16 protein-coding genes are annotated in these 17,880 nt (G+C 60.5%); 11 read left to right on the plus strand and 5 right to left on the minus strand.

The window, feature by feature from the left end:
* Positions 1-58 precede the first annotated feature (58 nt).
* A complete protein-coding gene (locus tag AC1RQ9_RS07830) occupies positions 59-388 on the plus strand; it encodes a hypothetical protein (protein WP_485986309.1) in 330 nt (109 codons plus the stop codon).
* Here the strand turns inward: AC1RQ9_RS07830 and AC1RQ9_RS07835 are convergent.
* Positions 371-1,267, minus strand: coding sequence for a fructose bisphosphate aldolase (locus AC1RQ9_RS07835; protein WP_485986310.1), 897 nt, complete (start codon positions 1,265-1,267; stop codon positions 371-373). The genes AC1RQ9_RS07830 and AC1RQ9_RS07835 overlap by 18 nt on opposite strands.
* 421 nt (positions 1,268-1,688) lie before the next feature.
* On the opposite strand from AC1RQ9_RS07835, the gene AC1RQ9_RS07840 reads away from it, so the two are divergent.
* The gene (locus tag AC1RQ9_RS07840) at positions 1,689-3,050 is read left to right on the plus strand and encodes an alpha/beta hydrolase (RefSeq protein ID WP_485986311.1); all 1,362 of its coding nucleotides are present in this window, start codon (positions 1,689-1,691) and stop codon (positions 3,048-3,050) included.
* Positions 3,051-3,287: 237 nt separating this feature from the next.
* Here the strand turns inward: AC1RQ9_RS07840 and AC1RQ9_RS07845 are convergent, their stop codons facing one another.
* A complete protein-coding gene (locus AC1RQ9_RS07845; RefSeq protein WP_485986312.1) occupies positions 3,288-4,340 on the minus strand; it encodes an NADP-dependent oxidoreductase in 1,053 nt (350 codons plus the stop codon).
* A 360-nt stretch (positions 4,341-4,700) separates the two neighbouring features.
* Between AC1RQ9_RS07845 and AC1RQ9_RS07850 the strand changes: the two genes are divergently transcribed.
* Together AC1RQ9_RS07850 and AC1RQ9_RS07855 are read left to right on the plus strand one after the other, a co-directional pair.
* On the plus strand, positions 4,701-5,678 hold the full coding sequence (locus AC1RQ9_RS07850; RefSeq protein WP_193731709.1) for a ribonucleotide-diphosphate reductase subunit beta: 978 nt from the start codon (positions 4,701-4,703) through the stop codon (positions 5,676-5,678).
* A gap of 302 nt (positions 5,679-5,980) precedes the next feature.
* A complete protein-coding gene (locus tag AC1RQ9_RS07855) occupies positions 5,981-6,178 on the plus strand; it encodes a hypothetical protein (protein WP_485986314.1) in 198 nt (65 codons plus the stop codon).
* Positions 6,179-6,336: 158 nt separating this feature from the next.
* Here the strand turns inward: AC1RQ9_RS07855 and AC1RQ9_RS07860 are convergent, their stop codons facing one another.
* The gene (locus tag AC1RQ9_RS07860) at positions 6,337-7,761 is read right to left on the minus strand and encodes a DUF2252 domain-containing protein (RefSeq protein WP_485986315.1); all 1,425 of its coding nucleotides are present in this window, start codon (positions 7,759-7,761) and stop codon (positions 6,337-6,339) included.
* A 226-nt stretch (positions 7,762-7,987) separates the two neighbouring features.
* On the opposite strand from AC1RQ9_RS07860, the gene AC1RQ9_RS07865 reads away from it, so the two are divergent.
* A complete protein-coding gene (locus tag AC1RQ9_RS07865) occupies positions 7,988-9,733 on the plus strand; it encodes an oleate hydratase (RefSeq protein ID WP_485986317.1) in 1,746 nt (581 codons plus the stop codon).
* A gap of 30 nt (positions 9,734-9,763) precedes the next feature.
* On the opposite strand, the gene AC1RQ9_RS07870 is transcribed toward AC1RQ9_RS07865, so the two are convergent.
* Positions 9,764-11,227, minus strand: a complete 1,464-nt coding sequence (locus AC1RQ9_RS07870; protein WP_485986318.1) for a sodium:solute symporter — start codon at positions 11,225-11,227, stop codon at positions 9,764-9,766.
* 51 nt (positions 11,228-11,278) lie between these two features.
* Between AC1RQ9_RS07870 and AC1RQ9_RS07875 the strand changes: the two genes are divergently transcribed.
* From AC1RQ9_RS07875 to AC1RQ9_RS07895, 5 genes are all read left to right on the plus strand, one after another.
* Positions 11,279-11,434: a hypothetical protein gene (locus AC1RQ9_RS07875; RefSeq protein WP_485986319.1), complete on the plus strand. Its 156-nt coding sequence runs from the start codon at positions 11,279-11,281 to the stop codon at positions 11,432-11,434.
* Positions 11,435-11,492: 58 nt separating this feature from the next.
* Entirely contained in the window at positions 11,493-12,677 is a 1,185-nt protein-coding gene (locus AC1RQ9_RS07880; RefSeq protein WP_485986320.1) for a serine hydrolase domain-containing protein, read from the plus strand.
* A gap of 96 nt (positions 12,678-12,773) precedes the next feature.
* Positions 12,774-13,706, plus strand: coding sequence for an N-acetylmuramic acid 6-phosphate etherase (locus AC1RQ9_RS07885; protein WP_485986321.1), 933 nt, complete (start codon positions 12,774-12,776; stop codon positions 13,704-13,706).
* A gap of 167 nt (positions 13,707-13,873) precedes the next feature.
* On the plus strand, positions 13,874-15,004 hold the full coding sequence (locus AC1RQ9_RS07890) for an anhydro-N-acetylmuramic acid kinase (protein ID WP_485986322.1): 1,131 nt from the start codon (positions 13,874-13,876) through the stop codon (positions 15,002-15,004).
* Positions 15,001-15,774, plus strand: coding sequence for a glucosamine-6-phosphate deaminase (locus AC1RQ9_RS07895; protein ID WP_485986323.1), 774 nt, complete (start codon positions 15,001-15,003; stop codon positions 15,772-15,774). The genes AC1RQ9_RS07890 and AC1RQ9_RS07895 overlap by 4 nt, the downstream gene beginning before the upstream one ends.
* A gap of 96 nt (positions 15,775-15,870) precedes the next feature.
* On the opposite strand, the gene AC1RQ9_RS07900 is transcribed toward AC1RQ9_RS07895, so the two are convergent.
* Entirely contained in the window at positions 15,871-16,044 is a 174-nt protein-coding gene (locus AC1RQ9_RS07900) for a hypothetical protein (protein ID WP_485986324.1), read from the minus strand.
* 409 nt (positions 16,045-16,453) lie between these two features.
* Between AC1RQ9_RS07900 and AC1RQ9_RS07905 the strand changes: the two genes are divergently transcribed.
* On the plus strand, positions 16,454-17,827 hold the full coding sequence (locus tag AC1RQ9_RS07905) for a carbohydrate porin (protein WP_485986325.1): 1,374 nt from the start codon (positions 16,454-16,456) through the stop codon (positions 17,825-17,827).
* Positions 17,828-17,880 lie beyond the last annotated feature (53 nt).

Genomic DNA, 17,880 nt, shown 5'->3' on the forward strand with positions numbered 1-17,880 from the left:
AGGGGAACGCAGAACGCCCTTCCGGCCATAAGCCGTGGAAAATGGTAACGTTTCGTCCATGAAGATCAGGAAGCAGCCTAGCCGCTTTCGCCACCGGCACGATGTCACGAACCCGGCATCATGCCTGTCCCGCAACAGGGAAATTGAAGGTCGCTTAAAAAACGTCGATAAAAATTACAGAAGTTTCCGGGTGTCGCCTTGCTTCAGGCAGGCCACGTACCTGAAGCTTTTTGTACAAAGCTTCACCAAAAATTTTCTTCTGATCCACGGAAGAAACCGGGGACAAATGCAAAACGGCTTCCGTGATGCCGGAAGCCGCCTGTCATGTATCCTGTCCTCCCACCTTATGGCAGGGGACATGAAGGGATTATCAGGCCTTCTGCGTTGAAGCCCTGAAGATCTGCGCGATGGACTTTGCAAGGGCTGCGTCAAATTCCGCATCCGTCATGGTGTAGCGCAGGTCTTCGAGCAGCGCGCGCGAGAAGCTGGCGATCATGCCATGGTTCTTCGCCAGCCGCTGGCACGCTTCATCACGCGGATACCCACCGGACAGCGCCACGACACGCTGCACGCGCGGGTGCCTGATCAGGTCAAGGTAAAGATCGGCCTTTTCAGGGATCGAGACCTTGATCATCACCTGATAGTCACCGGGCAGGGCGTCCAGCCCACGGTGCAGTTCATCATGCAGCAGGGTTTCCGCCCCCGCCTTGTCCGGGCTTTTGATCAGCACTTCGGGTTCCATGATGGGCACGAGGCCACGGGCCGCAATCTGCTCGGCCAGGGTGAACTGCTGCTTCACGATGGCGGCAACGCCCTCGCGCTCGGCCAGGCGGATGACCGAACGCGCCTTCGTGCCGTAAATACCCTTGCTGATGGCCTGGTCCAGCAGGGCTTCAAGGTTGGGGATGGGCTTCATCATCTGCACGCCGCCCGCCTCGGCCTCCAGCCCCTTGTCCACCTTCAGGAAGGGAACGACCCCTTTTTCCTTCCACAGGTAGGTGGGGACGGGCGTGTCCCTGACCAGCCCGTTCATGGTCTGCTCGAACAGGATGGCGGCAAGGATGCTCTTGCCCGTAAAGGCCGGGGCGGTGATGACCCTGACCCGCATTTCGTGCATCAGGGCGAACATCTGGGCATCGGTGCTGTAGGTGCTGTCCGGTATGCCGTAATGCCGCAGCGCACCCGGTGTTGATCCCCCGCTCTGGTCCAGGGCCGCGATGAAACCCGCGTTCTCCGACATGTTCTTACGCATCTGGTCAACTGGCATGGTTATTTATCCTATGTTCAGTATTTATATACCACCGAGGCGATGATCGGACATCAGGCAGAATGTCCCGGGTATGCATTGATTAATAAGTTAAAATGCAGGGGAATGGACGTAAATACAAAAATCATTCAACCGGTCGCTGGCCACGCTGACATCCCCGCATGCACCAGGCAACCGGGACATGACTGGCCTGCGCGCCAACAGTGTTCTCCTGCATCGTATAAAAAAACATCATCCCTGATATGGGACCACCCGTCACACGCTGCAATGACATACATCAGGCCGTGCGGCGGATGGTGTCGGTCATCATGCTGCAGACAGGGGAATACGGCCGGTACCGGGCCTCTGTTTCCCGCCAGCCACGACCCCGGAATACCGCACGCACAACCCTGAAACCGGGGGTGGATATGGATCATGACCCGTGTTTGACTGGGGCATGGACGATTTTCAGCACGAAACGGGATACGGACGGTTGGCAACAGGCTTCAGGGCACGGTTTTCCATTTCCCTTCTGGCTTGCACGGCCTGCCTTGTCATGAAGCAGTCGCTTGCCATGGCCGGCTGCCAGTCGGTGCATGTGCCCACCCCACCTGCCGCCAATACCACGCACCCGCAGGCCCCGTTCTTTATCGACCTGTCCGGGCTTGCGCCTGATGGCCAGATACCCCGGCGCGACCCGCATGATACCCATTACCCCGCGGCGCGCGACCTGCCGGATGGTACCGTCCCGCCATTGGCGGCCAATGGCAATTTCGTGCTGGGGCCAACCCATATGGCCGCTGCGGAATTCGCGGCAGCCCGCACCGCGCCGCATGGGCGCGTGGTTTCCTTCACCATGAATTCCGGCCAGAGCGTCCTGTTCAATTCCGGCATTGTGCGCGATGACCCGGATGGCTGCCCCAACGGCGCGATCTATACGGCCCGTTCCGCCCCCGGCGACCCGTCCGATCTGCGCCTGACCAGCAGCCATTCCGGCCCGTGGATACGGCAGGTGGATGTCTATGTGCCCGCGCAGTACAAACCCGGCACCAAGGCGCCATTCCTTGTTTTTGGCGACGGCGGGGCAGATGGTTTCTATCCCGGCCGCGACCTGTTCGCGGCACTGGACGCGCTGATCAACAGCCATCGCCTGCCGCCCATCATCGCCATTGGCATCGGCGCGGGCGGGCAGGATGCGCAGGGCAGCGAACGCGGGCTGGAATATGACACGGTATCGGGCACCTATGCCGAATGGGTTGAACGCGAGGTGCTGCCCCTGGCCCAGCGGCAGGCAGGTGTCAGCCTGACCCATGATCCCGATGGCAGGGCCACGATGGGGGTCAGTTCCAGCGGGGGGGCGGCCTTTGGCATGGCGTGGTTCCATCCCGACCTGTACCGCCGCGTGCTGGCCTATTCCCCAACGCTGACCAACCAGCAATGGCCGCATGATCCGGCCATGCCGGGCGGGGCATGGCAGTATCATTCCCCCTGGGCGGGCAATCCTGCCGCCACGGGCAGCCAGCCGGGGGCGGCGCTGGTGCCCAATGCCGCGCGCAAGCCGGTCCGGTTCTGGTTTGCCGCGGGCGACCGGGACCTGTTCTATCCCGCACCCGCCATGCCCGATGGCATGCATGACTGGGTGCTGGCCAGTGAAAACATGGCGCGTGTCCTGGCAACAAAAGGATATGACTACCAGTTTGTCCTGTCCCGCAACGCGGGGCATGTGGATGGTCCGACAATCGCGCAGACCCTGCCCGAAGCCCTGTTGTGGCTATGGCAGGGCTATACCCCGCAGCGGGACTGATCGGGATACTTGCCGGCGGGCGGACCCGTTCCGTGCCATGTGGGGTTAAGGACAGTGTGAAAAATCATCCGGGAAGCATTCCTGCGATCGGACGTTTTCTGGTGAAGCTTTTTTCAGAAAGCTTCAGGGAACACCGCCTTCCTGAAAAAAGACGGCACCCCAAAACCTTTATTTTTTCAAACGGCCCTGTGTCGTCGCCACCGGAAATGCCAGGCCCTGCATTATGCCCATTTCGGCTTATGAACTGACTTTCACCAGCAGTTTGCCCCTGTTTTTCCCTTCCAGCATGCCGATGAAGGCTTCCGGGGCATTTTCCAGACCGTCCACGATATCTTCAAAGACACGGATCTTCCCGCTTTCGACAAGTGGCTGCATGTCGTGCAGGAATTCGGAATAAAATTCGCCATAGTGGTCCATAATGATAAATCCCTGCACCCGCAGGCGACGGATCAGGATCTGCGCCATGAAGGCAGGTAGCCGGTCGGGCCTAGGGCCAGTGTTGGCACCACCATCATACACGCTGTCGTTATAGTGGGCGATCAGGCCACAGACCGGGATACGCGCGAAAGTGTTGAGCAGCGGCAGGACGGCATCAAACACCTTGCCGCCCACGCTTTCGAAATAGACATCTATGCCCCTGGGGCATGCTGCGGCCAGTTGAGCCGCGAAATCAGGGTCGCGATGGTCAAGGCAGGCGTCAAAACCCAGTTCCTCACGCACGCGACGGCATTTTTCCGGGCCACCCGCAACACCCACCACGGTTGCGCCATGCAGCCGGGCCAGTTGCCCGACCACGGCCCCGACAGGTCCGCTGGCCGCCGCCACCACCACGGTTTCGCCCGCTTTGGGCGCGCCGATTTTCAGCAGGCCATACCAGGCCGTAAAACCGGGCATGCCCAGAACGCCCAGCGCGCGTGACAGGTGGGACATGCCAGCGGGCAGGACCATAAGGTCGCTCCCGTCCGAAACGGCATAATCCTGCCACCCACCATAGGACAGGACAATATCGCCCGGCCTGTATCCTTCCACGCCGGACTGTTCAACCCGCGCCACGGTTCCGCCCACCATCACATCCCCCACGGCGACGGGCGGGGCATAGGATGGCGCGGCACTCATGCGGCCCCGCATATAGGGGTCCAGCGACAGCCACAGCGTCCTGAGCAGCACCTGCCCCGTGCCCGCCGGGGGAACCGGCACCCGTTCCAGACGGAAATTGGCCGGGGTCGGCGCGCCCGACGGGCGGGATGCCAGCACGATCCGGCGGTTCTGCGGCGTATCAGGACTGTTCATGAAATGGCTCCATGGTCTGGCCGACCTCTTGATGCCGGGTAAGCGGAATCCGGTCGGCAATGACGGTTAACGCACTGTTCTGATTATTGTTCTCATACCATGTCATGTCGGGGTTCACGGTTTCAATGCCTGGCGCAGGTATCTGTTCTGCGGGAAAAAAGCTGATCTATAGGAATTATGTTCGATAATTACATAACCGGAAAACCTGAAAACCGTCTGCCCTCCGTCAGAAAATCCGGCCGTAGAATCAAGCAATTTCAGGCGCGTTTCCCCCTTCCCCGCTCCCGGTTCCGACAACATCACGCAGCATCTGCAAAAGCCGATATAGCGGTGACGATTTTTGGGTTATAGGGGGCAATCATGAGCACAGACACACCCAACCTCCTCTCCCCCAGCCCGGTCTACAAGCCCTTCCGCTATCCGTGGGCGTTCGAGGCATGGAAAACCCAGCAGTCCCTGCACTGGCTGCCCGAGGAAATCCCCCTGGGCGATGACGTGAAGGACTGGAACAACAACCTGTCCGAGACGGAAAAATATCTGGTCACGCAGATTTTCCGCCTGTTCACCCAGCAGGATACCGAGGTCGAGAACGCCTATATCGACCTGTACATGCCCCGCTTCAAACCGACCGAAGTGCGCATGATGCTGTCGGCGTTCACGAACATGGAATCCATCCACCAGGCCGCATACAGCCATCTGCTGGACACCATCGGCATGCCGGAAACCGAATATGCCGCCTTCCTTGAATACGAGGAAATGGCTGCAAAGCATGAGTTCCTGCAGCGGTTCAACATGGATGACCACTACAACACGGCCCTGTCCATGGCCGTGTTCGCGGGCTTTACCGAAGGGCTGCAGCTTTTCGCGTCATTCGCCATGCTGCTCAACTTCCCCCGCCACAACCTGATGAAGGGCATGGGGCAGGTCGTGACGTGGTCCGTGCGTGACGAGAGCCTGCACGTTGAATCCATCACGCGCCTGTTCAAGACATACATGCAGGAGTTCGGCCACCAGATCGACAAGCCCGCGGTGGCGGATGCCATTCATCTGGCCTGCCGCGAGATCGTGACCAACGAGGACCGCTTCATCGACCTCGCCTTCCGCATGGGGCCGGTCAAGGGCCTGACGGCGGCCGAGGTCAAGCAGTATATCCGCTTCATCGCCAACCGTCGCCTGATCGGGCTGGAACTGGAACCGATCTATGACGTGCCCAGCAATCCCCTGCCGTGGATTGACGAGATGATGAACGCGGTCGAACACGCCAACTTCTTCGAAAACCGGGCGACCGAATACAGCCGGGGCGCCACCCTGGGGACATGGGACGAGGCATTCGCCTGAGGCATCCGATACGGGCCGGGGCCACTGGCCTGCGGGGCGGGAACGACATGACCGGCACATGTCCCCGCCCGTTCCTGCCTTTTCCCGCCATGGCAGAAAAAGGCGCCTGATATGCGGATCGTGGTCCCATGGACCAGCGACCCCGACATATCCGCGCACAGTGCCATCCGGCCTGCCGCGACATGCCTGTTCAGGATGGCCGTCTGTGGGAATTCATGGCTGGCATCGCCCGATGCGTCATTGCATGCGGTCTGTATTTATACATACAACACATGATGGCGCATGCTGATAACGGAAGCCCCATGAAACCAACCATGATCCCGCTGGTCACGCTGCTGGCCGCCCTCACCCTTGTCATGTCACTGACCGCCTGCGCGGACCGGGACCCGCGCATAGATCGCAATGCGCGTGCCGCCTATGACAACGGCAATGGCGGCCCGCAGGGTGGCTGGGGCAGCTTGGGCGGGGGATGGGGTGGTCCGGGCGATATGGGATGGTGAAAGGCGCCCCTGCACCATATGCCAGCCTGTAGCCTGACCACCAGAACAGGAAATGTGCTGCAATCATAAAGAATTTTTTGGTAAAGCTTTTTTCAAAAACTTTTATTTCTTATAGAATACTGTTTTAAAACAGTATTCTACCGTTTCAGGAATGATTATCAGGGGCTGCCATCATGCGAAACCGGAATTTTCCCGGCCTTGATGGCCTTTGTAAACCGTACCCAGTCGGTTTTCGTCTGGTCCGCGTAACGGGCGGAAAAACAGCCTATGGCATCGGAAAACACCCTCCCCTTGCCCAGATAGCCACTGATGAAGGCGCCATCCCCCGAACGTGCATGCGCGCGGGCCAGCGTCCTGCCGTATAATTGTGCGTAATCGGCCAGTCCTTCGGGCGTTACAGCCGCCCCGATGGCGGCCAGCCGGGCATCTTTCAGGCGACGGACGTAAAACTGCCGCCCCGCCCCGGACAGGTCTGGTGTCACAGGGTCCGCATCAGGCTGGGACCGGGTATGCGTGCAACCCAGGAATATGTCTGTTTCCGCCTGCATGATACGTTGGCCGACCACCACGCGCTGGCCCTGGTTATGAAACAGCGATGCCCCGGCAAAGGGCGCCAGCACCGACTGCTGGGCTTCCTTGATCTGCAACAGCAGCGTCTCCCCATCCGCCGTGGCGAACAGGCCGATGGCGCAGAAGGTGCCGACACTGCCAATGCCAACCACCTTGAAAACCACGTCACGCAGGACGTAGCGGTCCAGCAGGATCGCCAGTTCGGCTGGCTGTGTCGCGACGTAGCGGGCAAAGGCATGGCGGATCGTGTCTTCATGCGCGGGCAGGCGCATGACCAGCGGCGGATGTTCGCACAGCGATGGCAGGCCGCCGCCCGCATCTATCAGGCCATAATGACAGCGTGCGCTGTCCATGCGCTCCCGCAACAGGATTTCAGCCCGCGCCCGCGCGTGGCGGTCCGAAAACGCGGCAATGGCGGCGGACAGGTCAATGGGGTTGCCCCAGATCTCCAGCGGGGACAGCAAGGACAGCCGCTTCATTTCCACGGCATAGGTCCGTGCCATGGATACCGCCAGATTACGCGCCTTCTTTTCCGACAGGCCGCCCTCGCGCCCGGCTAGCACCAGCGATGTGCCAAGGCGCTTGATATCCCATTCAAACGGGGCGGGCAGCGTTTCGTCAAAGTCGTTGATGTCGAAAACCGGTGTACCCTCGGGTGAGGCATAGCTGCCGAAATTGGCCAGATGGCAATCCCCGCAGGCCTGCACGCGTGGACCTGCGGCGGGCGTATGCGCAAGATCGGACGCCATGACAGCCGCCGCCCCGCGCAGGAACGCGAAAGGCGAGGCCATCATCCGCCCATAGCGCACCGGCAGCAGGTCGCGTATCCGGCTTTCCCCCTGCCGGACCAGCAGCTCAACCGGGTCGGGCCGCCCCTTCGGCGCATGCCATTGCGCATGGTGGGCGCGCATCGTCTTGCGGCGCAAGGTTACGCCGCGCGCGTGACGCTGCGCACGGCCAAGACTGCGGTGGTCCCATTGCATGGTACGGATGGCGGCGTGTTCATGATCCATGCCATGACAATACCATTTTTAACATATTGTGTCAGCAGCACACGCCCTGCATCACGGCGGCGGCCATGACGGCCTGTGCACGGGCCATTCCCGCATCCCTGCCACCCACCGGGTGATTGATACACATCAACGACGTAATTTTCATAAAATCCTGCTATACACGGCAGGGTTTTGAATCCGACCAACCGCCCGGGCCACGGCCGGCCCCAGAAGAGGCAGAAATTCCATGCGCTATGCCCACAGTAACTTCGAAGCTTTCGTCCGCCCCGAAAAACCGGCCGGTATAGACACCCGATCGGCATGGATCGTGGGGGGTGGCCTTGGCGGCATGGCGGCAGCCGCCTTCCTGATCCGCGATGCGGGGATGACGCCATCACGAATTACCATCCTGGAAGCATCTGACGCCGATGGCGGGGCGCTGGATGGCGCGGGCAACGCCGAAACCGGCTGGCTGATCCGTGGCGGCCGGGAAATGGAGGAACAGTTCCAGTGCCTGTGGGATCTGTACCGGTCCATTCCGTCACTGGAGGTGCCCGGCGCCTCGGTGCTGGATGAGTTCTATCGCCTCAACCGTATTGATCCGTCCTCCAGTCCGGTGCGGGCCATGTGCGGGCGCGGACAGCCCCTGCCCGACCGTAACAGCCTGAAGCTGACCGGGAAGGCACGGCGGGAAATCATTTCCCTGATCCTGACGGATGAGGAAAAGCTGAACGGCAGGACGATCAGCGATGTCCTGTCCGCCGATTTCATGAAGTCGAATTTCTGGCTGTTCTGGCGGTCCATGTTCGCGTTCGAGACATGGCACAGCGCGATCGAAATGAAGCGCTACCTTGCCCGTTTCGTGCACCAGATCCTTGGGCTGAAGGACCTGCATACGCTGAAGTTCACCCGCTTCAACCAGCAGGAATCCCTCAGCCTGCCGCTGGCCACGTGGCTGGCGGATCAGGGCGTGGTATTCCGCCACGGCGTGCAGGTGACCAATGTGCGCGTCGATACAGCGGGCGTGAAGAAGGTGGCGACCCATATCGACTGGCTTGAAAACGGCACGGCGGGCGGCACCGCGGTCGGCGCGCGGGATCTGGTGTTCGTCACCAATGGCTCCATGGTCGAAAACTCCCGCTGGGGCGACCACCATACGCCCGCACCGATTGACGCCACGATCGCGCAGGGCAATGTCTGGCAGTTGTGGCGCAATATCGCGGCACAGGACCCGGCGTTTGGCCAGCCGGACGTATTCTGTGGCGACACCACCAAATCACGCTGGGAATCCGCCACCGTCACAACGCTGGATGCCCGCATCCCGGCCCTGGTACACAGGGTGACGGGACGCGATCCCTTTTCGGGCCGGACCGTGACAGGGGGACCGATCACGATCGCGGACTCCGCATGGCTCATGAGCTGGGTCGTCAGCCGCCAGCCCCATTTCAAGGGCCAGCCGAAGGGCCAGATGGTGGCCTGGCTGTATGGCCTGTTCAGCGACGTGCCGGGCAATTACGTGAAGAAACCCATGCAGGACTGCACGGGCGAGGAAATCACCCGCGAATGGCTGTACCACATGGGCGTGCCCGAGACGGAGATTGACGACATGGCGGCCACGGGCGCCATCACCCGCCCATGCATGATGCCCTTCATCACCGCGCAGTTCATGCCACGCGCCGTAGGTGACAGGCCGAAGGTGGTGCCCGATGGCAGCGTCAACCTCGCCTTCCTTGGCCAGTTTGCCGAAACCCCGCGCGATACGGTATTCACGACCGAATATTCCGTCCGTACCGCAATGGAGGCAGTCTACACGCTGCTGGATATCGACCGTGCCGTGCCGGAAGTCTTTGGCAGTGTGTATGACGTGCGCATGCTGGTACAGGCAGCGGCGGAAATGCGCGACGGAAAGAAAATACCGGCCGCGACCCTGATCCATCACCTGACAAGCGGGACGGAAGTGGACACCCTGCTGGAACGCTACGGGCTGATCTGATCGCGCCGGGCGCCGCAGGGACGGGTCAGGTCACGCCCGTCCCTGCCGGATGCCGCGCGCAAGCCCCACGCAGGCAATCATGATGGCGACACCCAACGGCACCAGCCACGTAAAGGCGATGGCATGCCCATAGGGCCGCCAGAACAGCATCGCGCCACACACCACGGCCAGCGTCGCGATGAACGCAGGCAGCACGTCACGCCTGTCCGCCCGCCTGCTGAACAGGGCAAACACGAATACCCCCAGCATGGGACCATAGGCGCATGACGCCACCGACAGGCCGAACACCACAGCCGGACCATGGCTATGGGCAAACCCCAGCGCCACCACCACCAGCGCGACAGCCCACAGCGCAGTCACAAGCCGCGCGAAGCCCAGCGGCGACAGACGCACCCATCGCGCCATGGTCCGGCAGGGGGCGGCAAAATCCAGCAAGGTCGCACTGGTCATGGCGTTGAGGGTGGCGGAAAGCGAGCCCATCGTCGCACTCAGCAGACCCGCAACCAGCAGTCCCGCCAGCCCGTGGGGCAGGCCATGCACGATAAAATCCGGGAACAGCGCATCCGACGTCGGCAGCCCCATGGCGGCCAGCGACCTTTCGTCATTCCGTGCCCATAGTAGCATGCCCACCAGCGACAGCAGCGCGAACAGGCAGCCCACCATGACACCGCTGCCCACCAGCGCCTTTCGGGCATCCGCCAGGCTTCGCGCCGCAAGGACACGCTGCACCAGAAGCTGGTCCGTCCCATGTGACGCCATGGCCATGATCGCCCCACCGATCATGGCGGCACACGGCGTATAGGGATCAAGGAAATACAGGCGGGATTTATGAAACAGGTGAAACCGGTTGGAATGGCGCAGCATATGGATCTGCATGTCGGTTGCATGATGGTACAGCAACGCGACACAGGCCGCCGCCCCCACGACATATACAACCAGCTGTATCGCATCGGACCAGACCACGGCCCGCAGGCCGCCCAGCACCGTGTAACCCAGCGTCAGCCCGACAATCACCACCATGACCAGCCATTGCGGCAACGGCAATTCCATGGCGGACACGATGGCGGCAACCGGCAGCATGCCCGCGAACAGCCTGATCCCTTCGGCCAGCACGCGCGTAATCAGGAACGTGACGGATACGGTACGCTCCATCGCCTGCCCGAAACGCTGGCCCAGATACTGGTACACGCTGCCCACGTGCCCGGAAAAATAATGGGGCAGGAACAGCCACGCCACCAGCGCACGCCCGATGACATACCCCACCCCCAGCCCAACGAACACCATGCCGCCGCCATAGGCGATGCCGGGTATGCTGATGATGGTCAGGGTGGAGGTTTCCGTCGCGACAAGGGACAGGCAGATGGTCCACCACGGCAGGTCATGCCGGCCACCAACATAGGTGGAAACGGAATCCTGCCGCCCCGACAGGGCAAACGCGATGAAGGGCAGGCTCAGGCAATAGATGCAGATAACCGAAAGATCGATCGCGGACATACGGGTTCCATCACGTAACGAAGAAAGACCATATGACCAGACCGAGGCCATATGAAAGCCCCGGACGACCCGGAGAACCGGGACAGCCTGCGCATTCCCATCGTGCATGAAAACCGGTCAGGCATGCTGCGGCCCCGTCATGTCATGGCTTTTGCCCCGTCCCCGGTTGGCGCGGCGGCCGGATCGTTGTCATTGCAGGCGGGATAATGATATCGTCCCCGTATCAGGCATCCGGCATGCCGTCTTTTAACGGGCCTTTTGCACCATGCATGTTTTTCCAGCCGCCCCCCGGCTGAAGCGCCGCCATGTCCTGATGCTGACGGGTGCCGCAACCCTTGCCGCCTGCACCCCCCACGCGCAGGCGGGCCAGCCACCGGCCCCGGACATGCGCGATGTGGATCGCAGGCTGCAACAGGCCGTGAAACGGGGCGAAGCACCCGGCGTTGTCTGCGCCATAGGCCACGACCAGCAGGTCGTGCACCGGGCCGTATATGGCAGGCGTGCCGTAACACCCGCGCCCGAAGCCATGACATGGGACACGGTGTTCGACATGGCATCCCTGACCAAGCCGGTCATTACCGCGCCCTGTGTCATGCAGTTGTGGGAACAGGGGCGGTTCGGGCTGGATGACCCGGTTTCACGCTACCTGCCGCAGTTTGCCGCCGCGGGAAAGGCCACCATTACCATCCGACACCTGCTGACCCATTATTCCGGCCTGCCGCCCGACCTAGACCTGACCCACCCGTGGCAGGGACGTGATGCCGCCTTCCGCCTGACCATGGAAACCGCACCCGAACAGCCACCGGGCAGCGGGTTCGTTTACAGCGACATCAATTTCATCACACTGGGCTTCCTGGTCGAAAAACTGTCCGGCATGACGCTGGATACCTATGCCACGCGCTTTATCCTGACACCGCTGGGCATGCGGCAGTCACGATTCCTGCCACCCGATACGTGGTCCGCGCGCATCGCCCCCACCCAGACCGATGAACGGGGCCAGATGCTGCGGGGGCAGGTCAATGACCCCTCGGCGCGGCGCATGGGTGGGGTTGCAGGACATGCGGGCCTGTTTTCCACGGCTGATGACATGTGCCTGTACGCGCAGGCCCTGCTGGACCGGCGCGCGAGCCGACCATCCGCCTATCCGCTGCGAGCGGACACACTCATGTTGATGACCACCGCACAACAGCCACAGGGCAGGACCGACCTGCGCGGACTGGGGTGGGATATCGCCACGCATTATTCCTCTGTCCGGGGGGACAGGTTTCCCGTGGGCTCCTTTGGCCATACCGGCTTTACCGGCACGTCGCTGTGGCTGGATCCCGGCAGCGACAGTTATGTCCTGATCCTGACCAGCCGCCTCCATCCCGATGGCCATGGCAATGTCGTGCACCTGCGTCATGACGTGGCAACGGCGGCGGCCCTTGCGCTGATCCCGCCACGGGGCTGAGGGGCTGCCTGAAAAGCCGGATCAGGTCATATCCTTCAGTCATATGAAAGTCTTTGGTGAAGCTTTTTTCCCTCATTTGCAGATAAGTCAGGTTACATGACCCCGAACAGCAGCACGCCCACCCCAATCATCGCGACAGAAGGACAGGACCCCCGCTACGCGGATGTGGATGTCTGGCCTGTCGCCTCCGTGCTGGATGCACTGGTGGAATCACAGATGAGCGCCATCGCCGCCGTCCGCGCCGCGACAGCGGAACTGGAACGCGCGGTGGGCAGCGCCCTGCCCCGGCTTCTGGCGGGGGGACGGCTGTTCTATGTCGGCGCGGGCACGTCCGGGCGGATCGGCATGCAGGATGGGGTGGAACTGCTGCCCACCTTTGGCTGGGAACCGGGGCGGCTTGTGCTGCTGCTGGCAGGCGGGCATGACGCCGTGTATCAGGCGGCGGAAGGGGCCGAGGACCGCGAGGACGTGGCGCGCGCGGACATACTGGCCCACACTCCCGGTCCCGATGACGTGGTGCTGGGCATCGCGGCCAGTGGGTCCACGCCCTATACCTGTGCCGCGATTGCGGCTGCGCGCGCGGCAGGCAGCCTGACCATAGGCATTGCGTGCAATCGCGGCGGCAGGTTGCTGGACGTGGCGGAACAGGGCATTGCGGTGGTAACGGGGCCGGAAGTCATTTCCGGTTCCACGCGACTGAAGGCCGGCACGGCACAGAAAGCCACCCTGAACCTGATTTCCACAACGCTCATGATCCGTATGGGCCATGCCTATCGCGGGCAGATGGTGGACATGCGGGTCGTCAATGCCAAGCTGCGGGACAGGGCATGCCGCATGGTCCGCAACCTGACCGGCAGTACCGAACAGGAGGCGCTGCAGGCGCTGGAGGCAACGGGGTTCAATGTCAAACGGGCCGTCATGATCTGTTCGGGCATTCCCGCCGATCAGGTCGAGGCACAGCTTGCGGCGCATGGCGGCAACCTGCGTTCAGTTCTCGGGCAGGACGACAGCCCCCCTGCCGCCCCGTAAAACATTGTCCAGAAATAAACGTTTCCGGATGCCACCTTTTTGACAGGCAGCCCCGGACCACCCGGATACACGCGGCATAATGGACAGGTGCCGGACGTCACGTTTTTGTCCCGTCGCCCTGTTCTTTATGATGTCGTGGTAAAATGCTGCATGCGGGAGGAACAGGCATGAAGCCTATGCTTACGGTCATCGGCCTTATGAGTGGCACGTCACTTGATGGTGTGGACGCAGCCATCATCCATACCGATGGTGAACGGATCGCGGGGTTCGGCCCGGATATCAGCCTGCCTTACACGGCGGCCCTGCGCCAGCGCGCGCGCAGGCTTCTGGACCATGCGCCCACCCTGTCCCCTGATGATCCCGAACTGAAAGCGGTCGAACACGCGATAACCCGCCATCACATTGACGCAGTGCGACAGTTGCAGGCCCGGGTGCCGGATATCGACCTGATCGGGTTCCATGGCCAGACCATCCTGCATGCGCCACAACGCCACCAGACATGGCAGATTGGTGATGCGGAACTTCTGTCACGCGCGACCGGACTGGCTGTCATCCATGATTTCCGCAGCGCCGACGTGGCGGCAGGCGGCGAAGGCGCGCCACTAGTGCCGTGGTTCCACGCAGCCCTGTTGCATGATGTGTCGGGGCCGGTTGCCGTTCTGAATATCGGTGGCGTTGCGAATGTCACGTTGATTGATGCCGATAATACGATCCATGCCTGTGACACCGGCCCGGGCAATGCCCTGCTGGATGACTGGGCCATGCGCCATACCGGCACGGCCTGCGATGTTGATGGCGCACTGGCGCGCGCGGGCACGGTCAACCGGGCCATTGTGGAACAGTTGCTGGCCGATCCCTATTTTGCCCGCCCTGCCCCCAAATCGCTGGATCGGCAGAGTTTTGCCACGGCCCTTGACCGGGTGGCCGCCTGCACCCCGGCCGATGGCGCGGCGACACTGGCCGCCTTTACCATCGAAGCCGTACGACGCATGCCCCTGCCCGTCCGGCCCGCACGCTGGTATGTCTGTGGCGGAGGACGGCATAACCCTGTCCTGATGCAGGGATTGCAGGCGGCGCTGGGCGTCCCGGTGGCGGGCGTGGACCACCTTGGCTGGAACGGGGATGCGCTGGAGGCGCAATGTTTCGGTTTTCTGGCCGCACGCAGCGTACGCGGCCTGCCGTTATCAGCATCCACCATCACGGGCGGGCCGGATGGCCTGTCCGGTGGCCGTCTGACCTGTGCGGGCCTTATGCCTGTGCCATCATGGATCCATGCAACCGGCGGGAGGTCTTCATGAAACTTGTCATCGCACCGGATCAGGACACGGCCTGCGCCCATGTGGCGGACATGCTGTACATGTGCTGCGCGCGCAACCCTGCAGCCGTACTGGGCCTTGCAACCGGGCGCACGATGGAACGGGTCTATGACCACCTTGTCCGCCGCATTCACGACAGGCCGGTCAATCTTGCAGGCTGCACGACGTTCAACCTGGATGAATATTGCGGGCCGGTTGCCCGGACCGCGCAGTCATACCGTGCCTATATGCAGCATCACCTGTTCCGTCATCTGGATATTCCGCCCACGCGGACGCATCTGCCCCCCGGTGATACCGATGATGTTACGGCAGCATGCGCACGATACGAAACCGCCATCCGTGCCGCAGGCGGCATTGACCTGCAATTGCTGGGGATAGGTCACACCGGCCATATCGGTTTTAACGAACCCCTTTCCTCCTTTGCATCGCGCACGCGCCGTGTCAGGCTTGCCCCTGCCACGCGTGTCCAGAATGCCGAAATGTTTGGCGACTGCCCGGATGATGTGCCACAGCATGCGCTGACTGTTGGTGTCGGGACCATTCTGGAAACCCGGCGCGCGGTCCTGCTGGCGACAGGTCCCGGCAAGGCGGCGATCATCACCCGCGTTATTGAAGGGGCGATTTCGGCCATGACCAGTGCCTCGGCACTTCATTTCCATCCTGATTGCACATTCGTACTGGATGAAGACGCAGCCATGGACCTGTCGGATGAATGCCGATGGATGGCGGACTACCTCCCGCCCCGTCACTGAACCATTGCGCGTGCCGGAAACAGTCATTGGAGGTCGCTGCGATATCGTGCGCATCATAAAGACGTTTGTGGTGAAGTTTTTTTTCAGAAAGCTTCGTTACATGCTGCCTTCCTGAAAAAGGGTCGCCCAAAAACTTCTGTCTTTTCCAACAATAATTCTGTTTTCAAACAGTCTGTCATTCGTGTTGTTTGGGCCTGCATATTCCAATGGCTGGACCATCGCGATTTTTTCTGCATCTGGCGCGGTGCCATGGGTTGCATGTTTACACATGCCGGGCATCCGGCCTTATATCGTTATTATAAAATAACAAGTTAAATGACTGGCATGCATTGAAAGAAAGTTTGCAATAATTTTTAGTAAAAATAATGGAAGTCTTGTGTGCCCTGTTTTTTCAAGGAAACGCCAGGTCATGAAGCTTTTTGAAAAAAGCTTCACCAAAAACCTTGCATGATCCGTGACCCGTTGCTTGGATGGATTCATGGCAGGAAAACTTTTCCCGAAAACCGCCTGACCTGATCACAGGAACGCAATTGTGCAAATAATGTTCCCAAGGAAATACAAGTGGAAAGTTATGCCACATAGCGCACGATAAATTAATATATGAAATAAAAAACCGCGCCCTCATAAAACCGTTTAAACGCCACACAAATAAAACCAATAATATACCAGTGGCCGTACAATGAAATATTTTACGCATCGACGTGGAAAATTCGCGATATTGTATTTCGGTTTTTCCATGTATGTGGTGATCGGCGCGCATGACGCGCCCGCCAATAGCGTTGTAAACGGAAGCCAGGGCAATGATGCCAGTTATGCGCTGCGTAACAGCGCCCAGCACCCGGCTTCAACCATGACAGGAGATTGGGGTGGGTACAGAACCTATCTGCGTGACATAGGGATAGACTTGGCGGCGGCATGGACAAACGAAACCGCCGGAAATGCGACAGGCGGCGACCGGCGCACTGCGGCCGAAACCAACCAGATCGCGGCAATTATGGATATCGATGCGGAAAAACTGGTGAAATGGAAAGGGGCGACCTTCAATTTCACCTTTACCAGCCGCTGGGGCAGCAACCTGATTACACGGGCGGGCCTATATACCCTGCAACAGCCACAGGAAGTATGGGGACGTGGACAGACCACCCGACTGACCGGATTGTGGTATAACCAGAAACTGGGCAACCACTTCAGTTTCAAGATCGGCCGCCTGCCAACCGGTGCTGATTTTGACAATGTGCCCTGCCTGACAATGATCAATTATTTCTGCGGCGCGACAACGGGCAACATGGATGGTAATCGCTGGCTGAACTGGCCTGTCAGCACCTGGGGTGGTTACCTTAAATACAACAGTCCCCTGTGGTACCTGCAGGCGGGCGCTTATGAACAGAACATGCGCAACCTGGATAACAAGTTTTTTCTTGGTTACGTCCATGGAGCAACCGGCGCGCTGCTGCCTTTCGAAACCGGGCTGCGCCTTCATATGGGATCGCACCATTATCCGGGGGTGTACCGCATTGGCGGGTGGATCAATACGGCCAGCGCACCGGATGTTTTACTGGCGACCAATGGGCAACCTGCTGTTACCGGCGGGTTACCAATGCTGGAACGCGGCAGTTCCCATGGCGGGTATCTGTGGTTCCAGCAGCAGTTGACGGGTACCTTTACCGAAAAGCCCGGACAGGATGCGGTGGTCGTGCAGGGTCTGACCGCCTATGTCACGCTGACCATGGTTGACAGGGAAACAAGCCCCGTCTCATCACAGGTAACGGGCAGCCTGCGCTATTTCGGACTGCCATGGCGCAGGCATGATGCTGTGACACTTGCGGTTGGCACCAATCATGTCAATTCGCGCCTTGCGACATTGGAATGGTATCAGGCAGGTAAAAAGGGGCCACGACGGAATTCGGAATTTGCCGTTGAAACAGATTACACCATCCAGTTTACCCCTTGGGCCTATATCGAACCAAACGTCCAGTTCTGGGTTAATCCCGGCGGTTATACCCAGCGCAGCACGGTCACGGTTATTGGTATGAAAACAGGCTTTACCTTCTAGGGAAATTTCAAAACAGATCTTGATAATAAAAATGAAAGTTTTTGGGTGCCGCC

It is taken from the genome of Komagataeibacter ossonobensis (genome assembly GCF_057359305.1).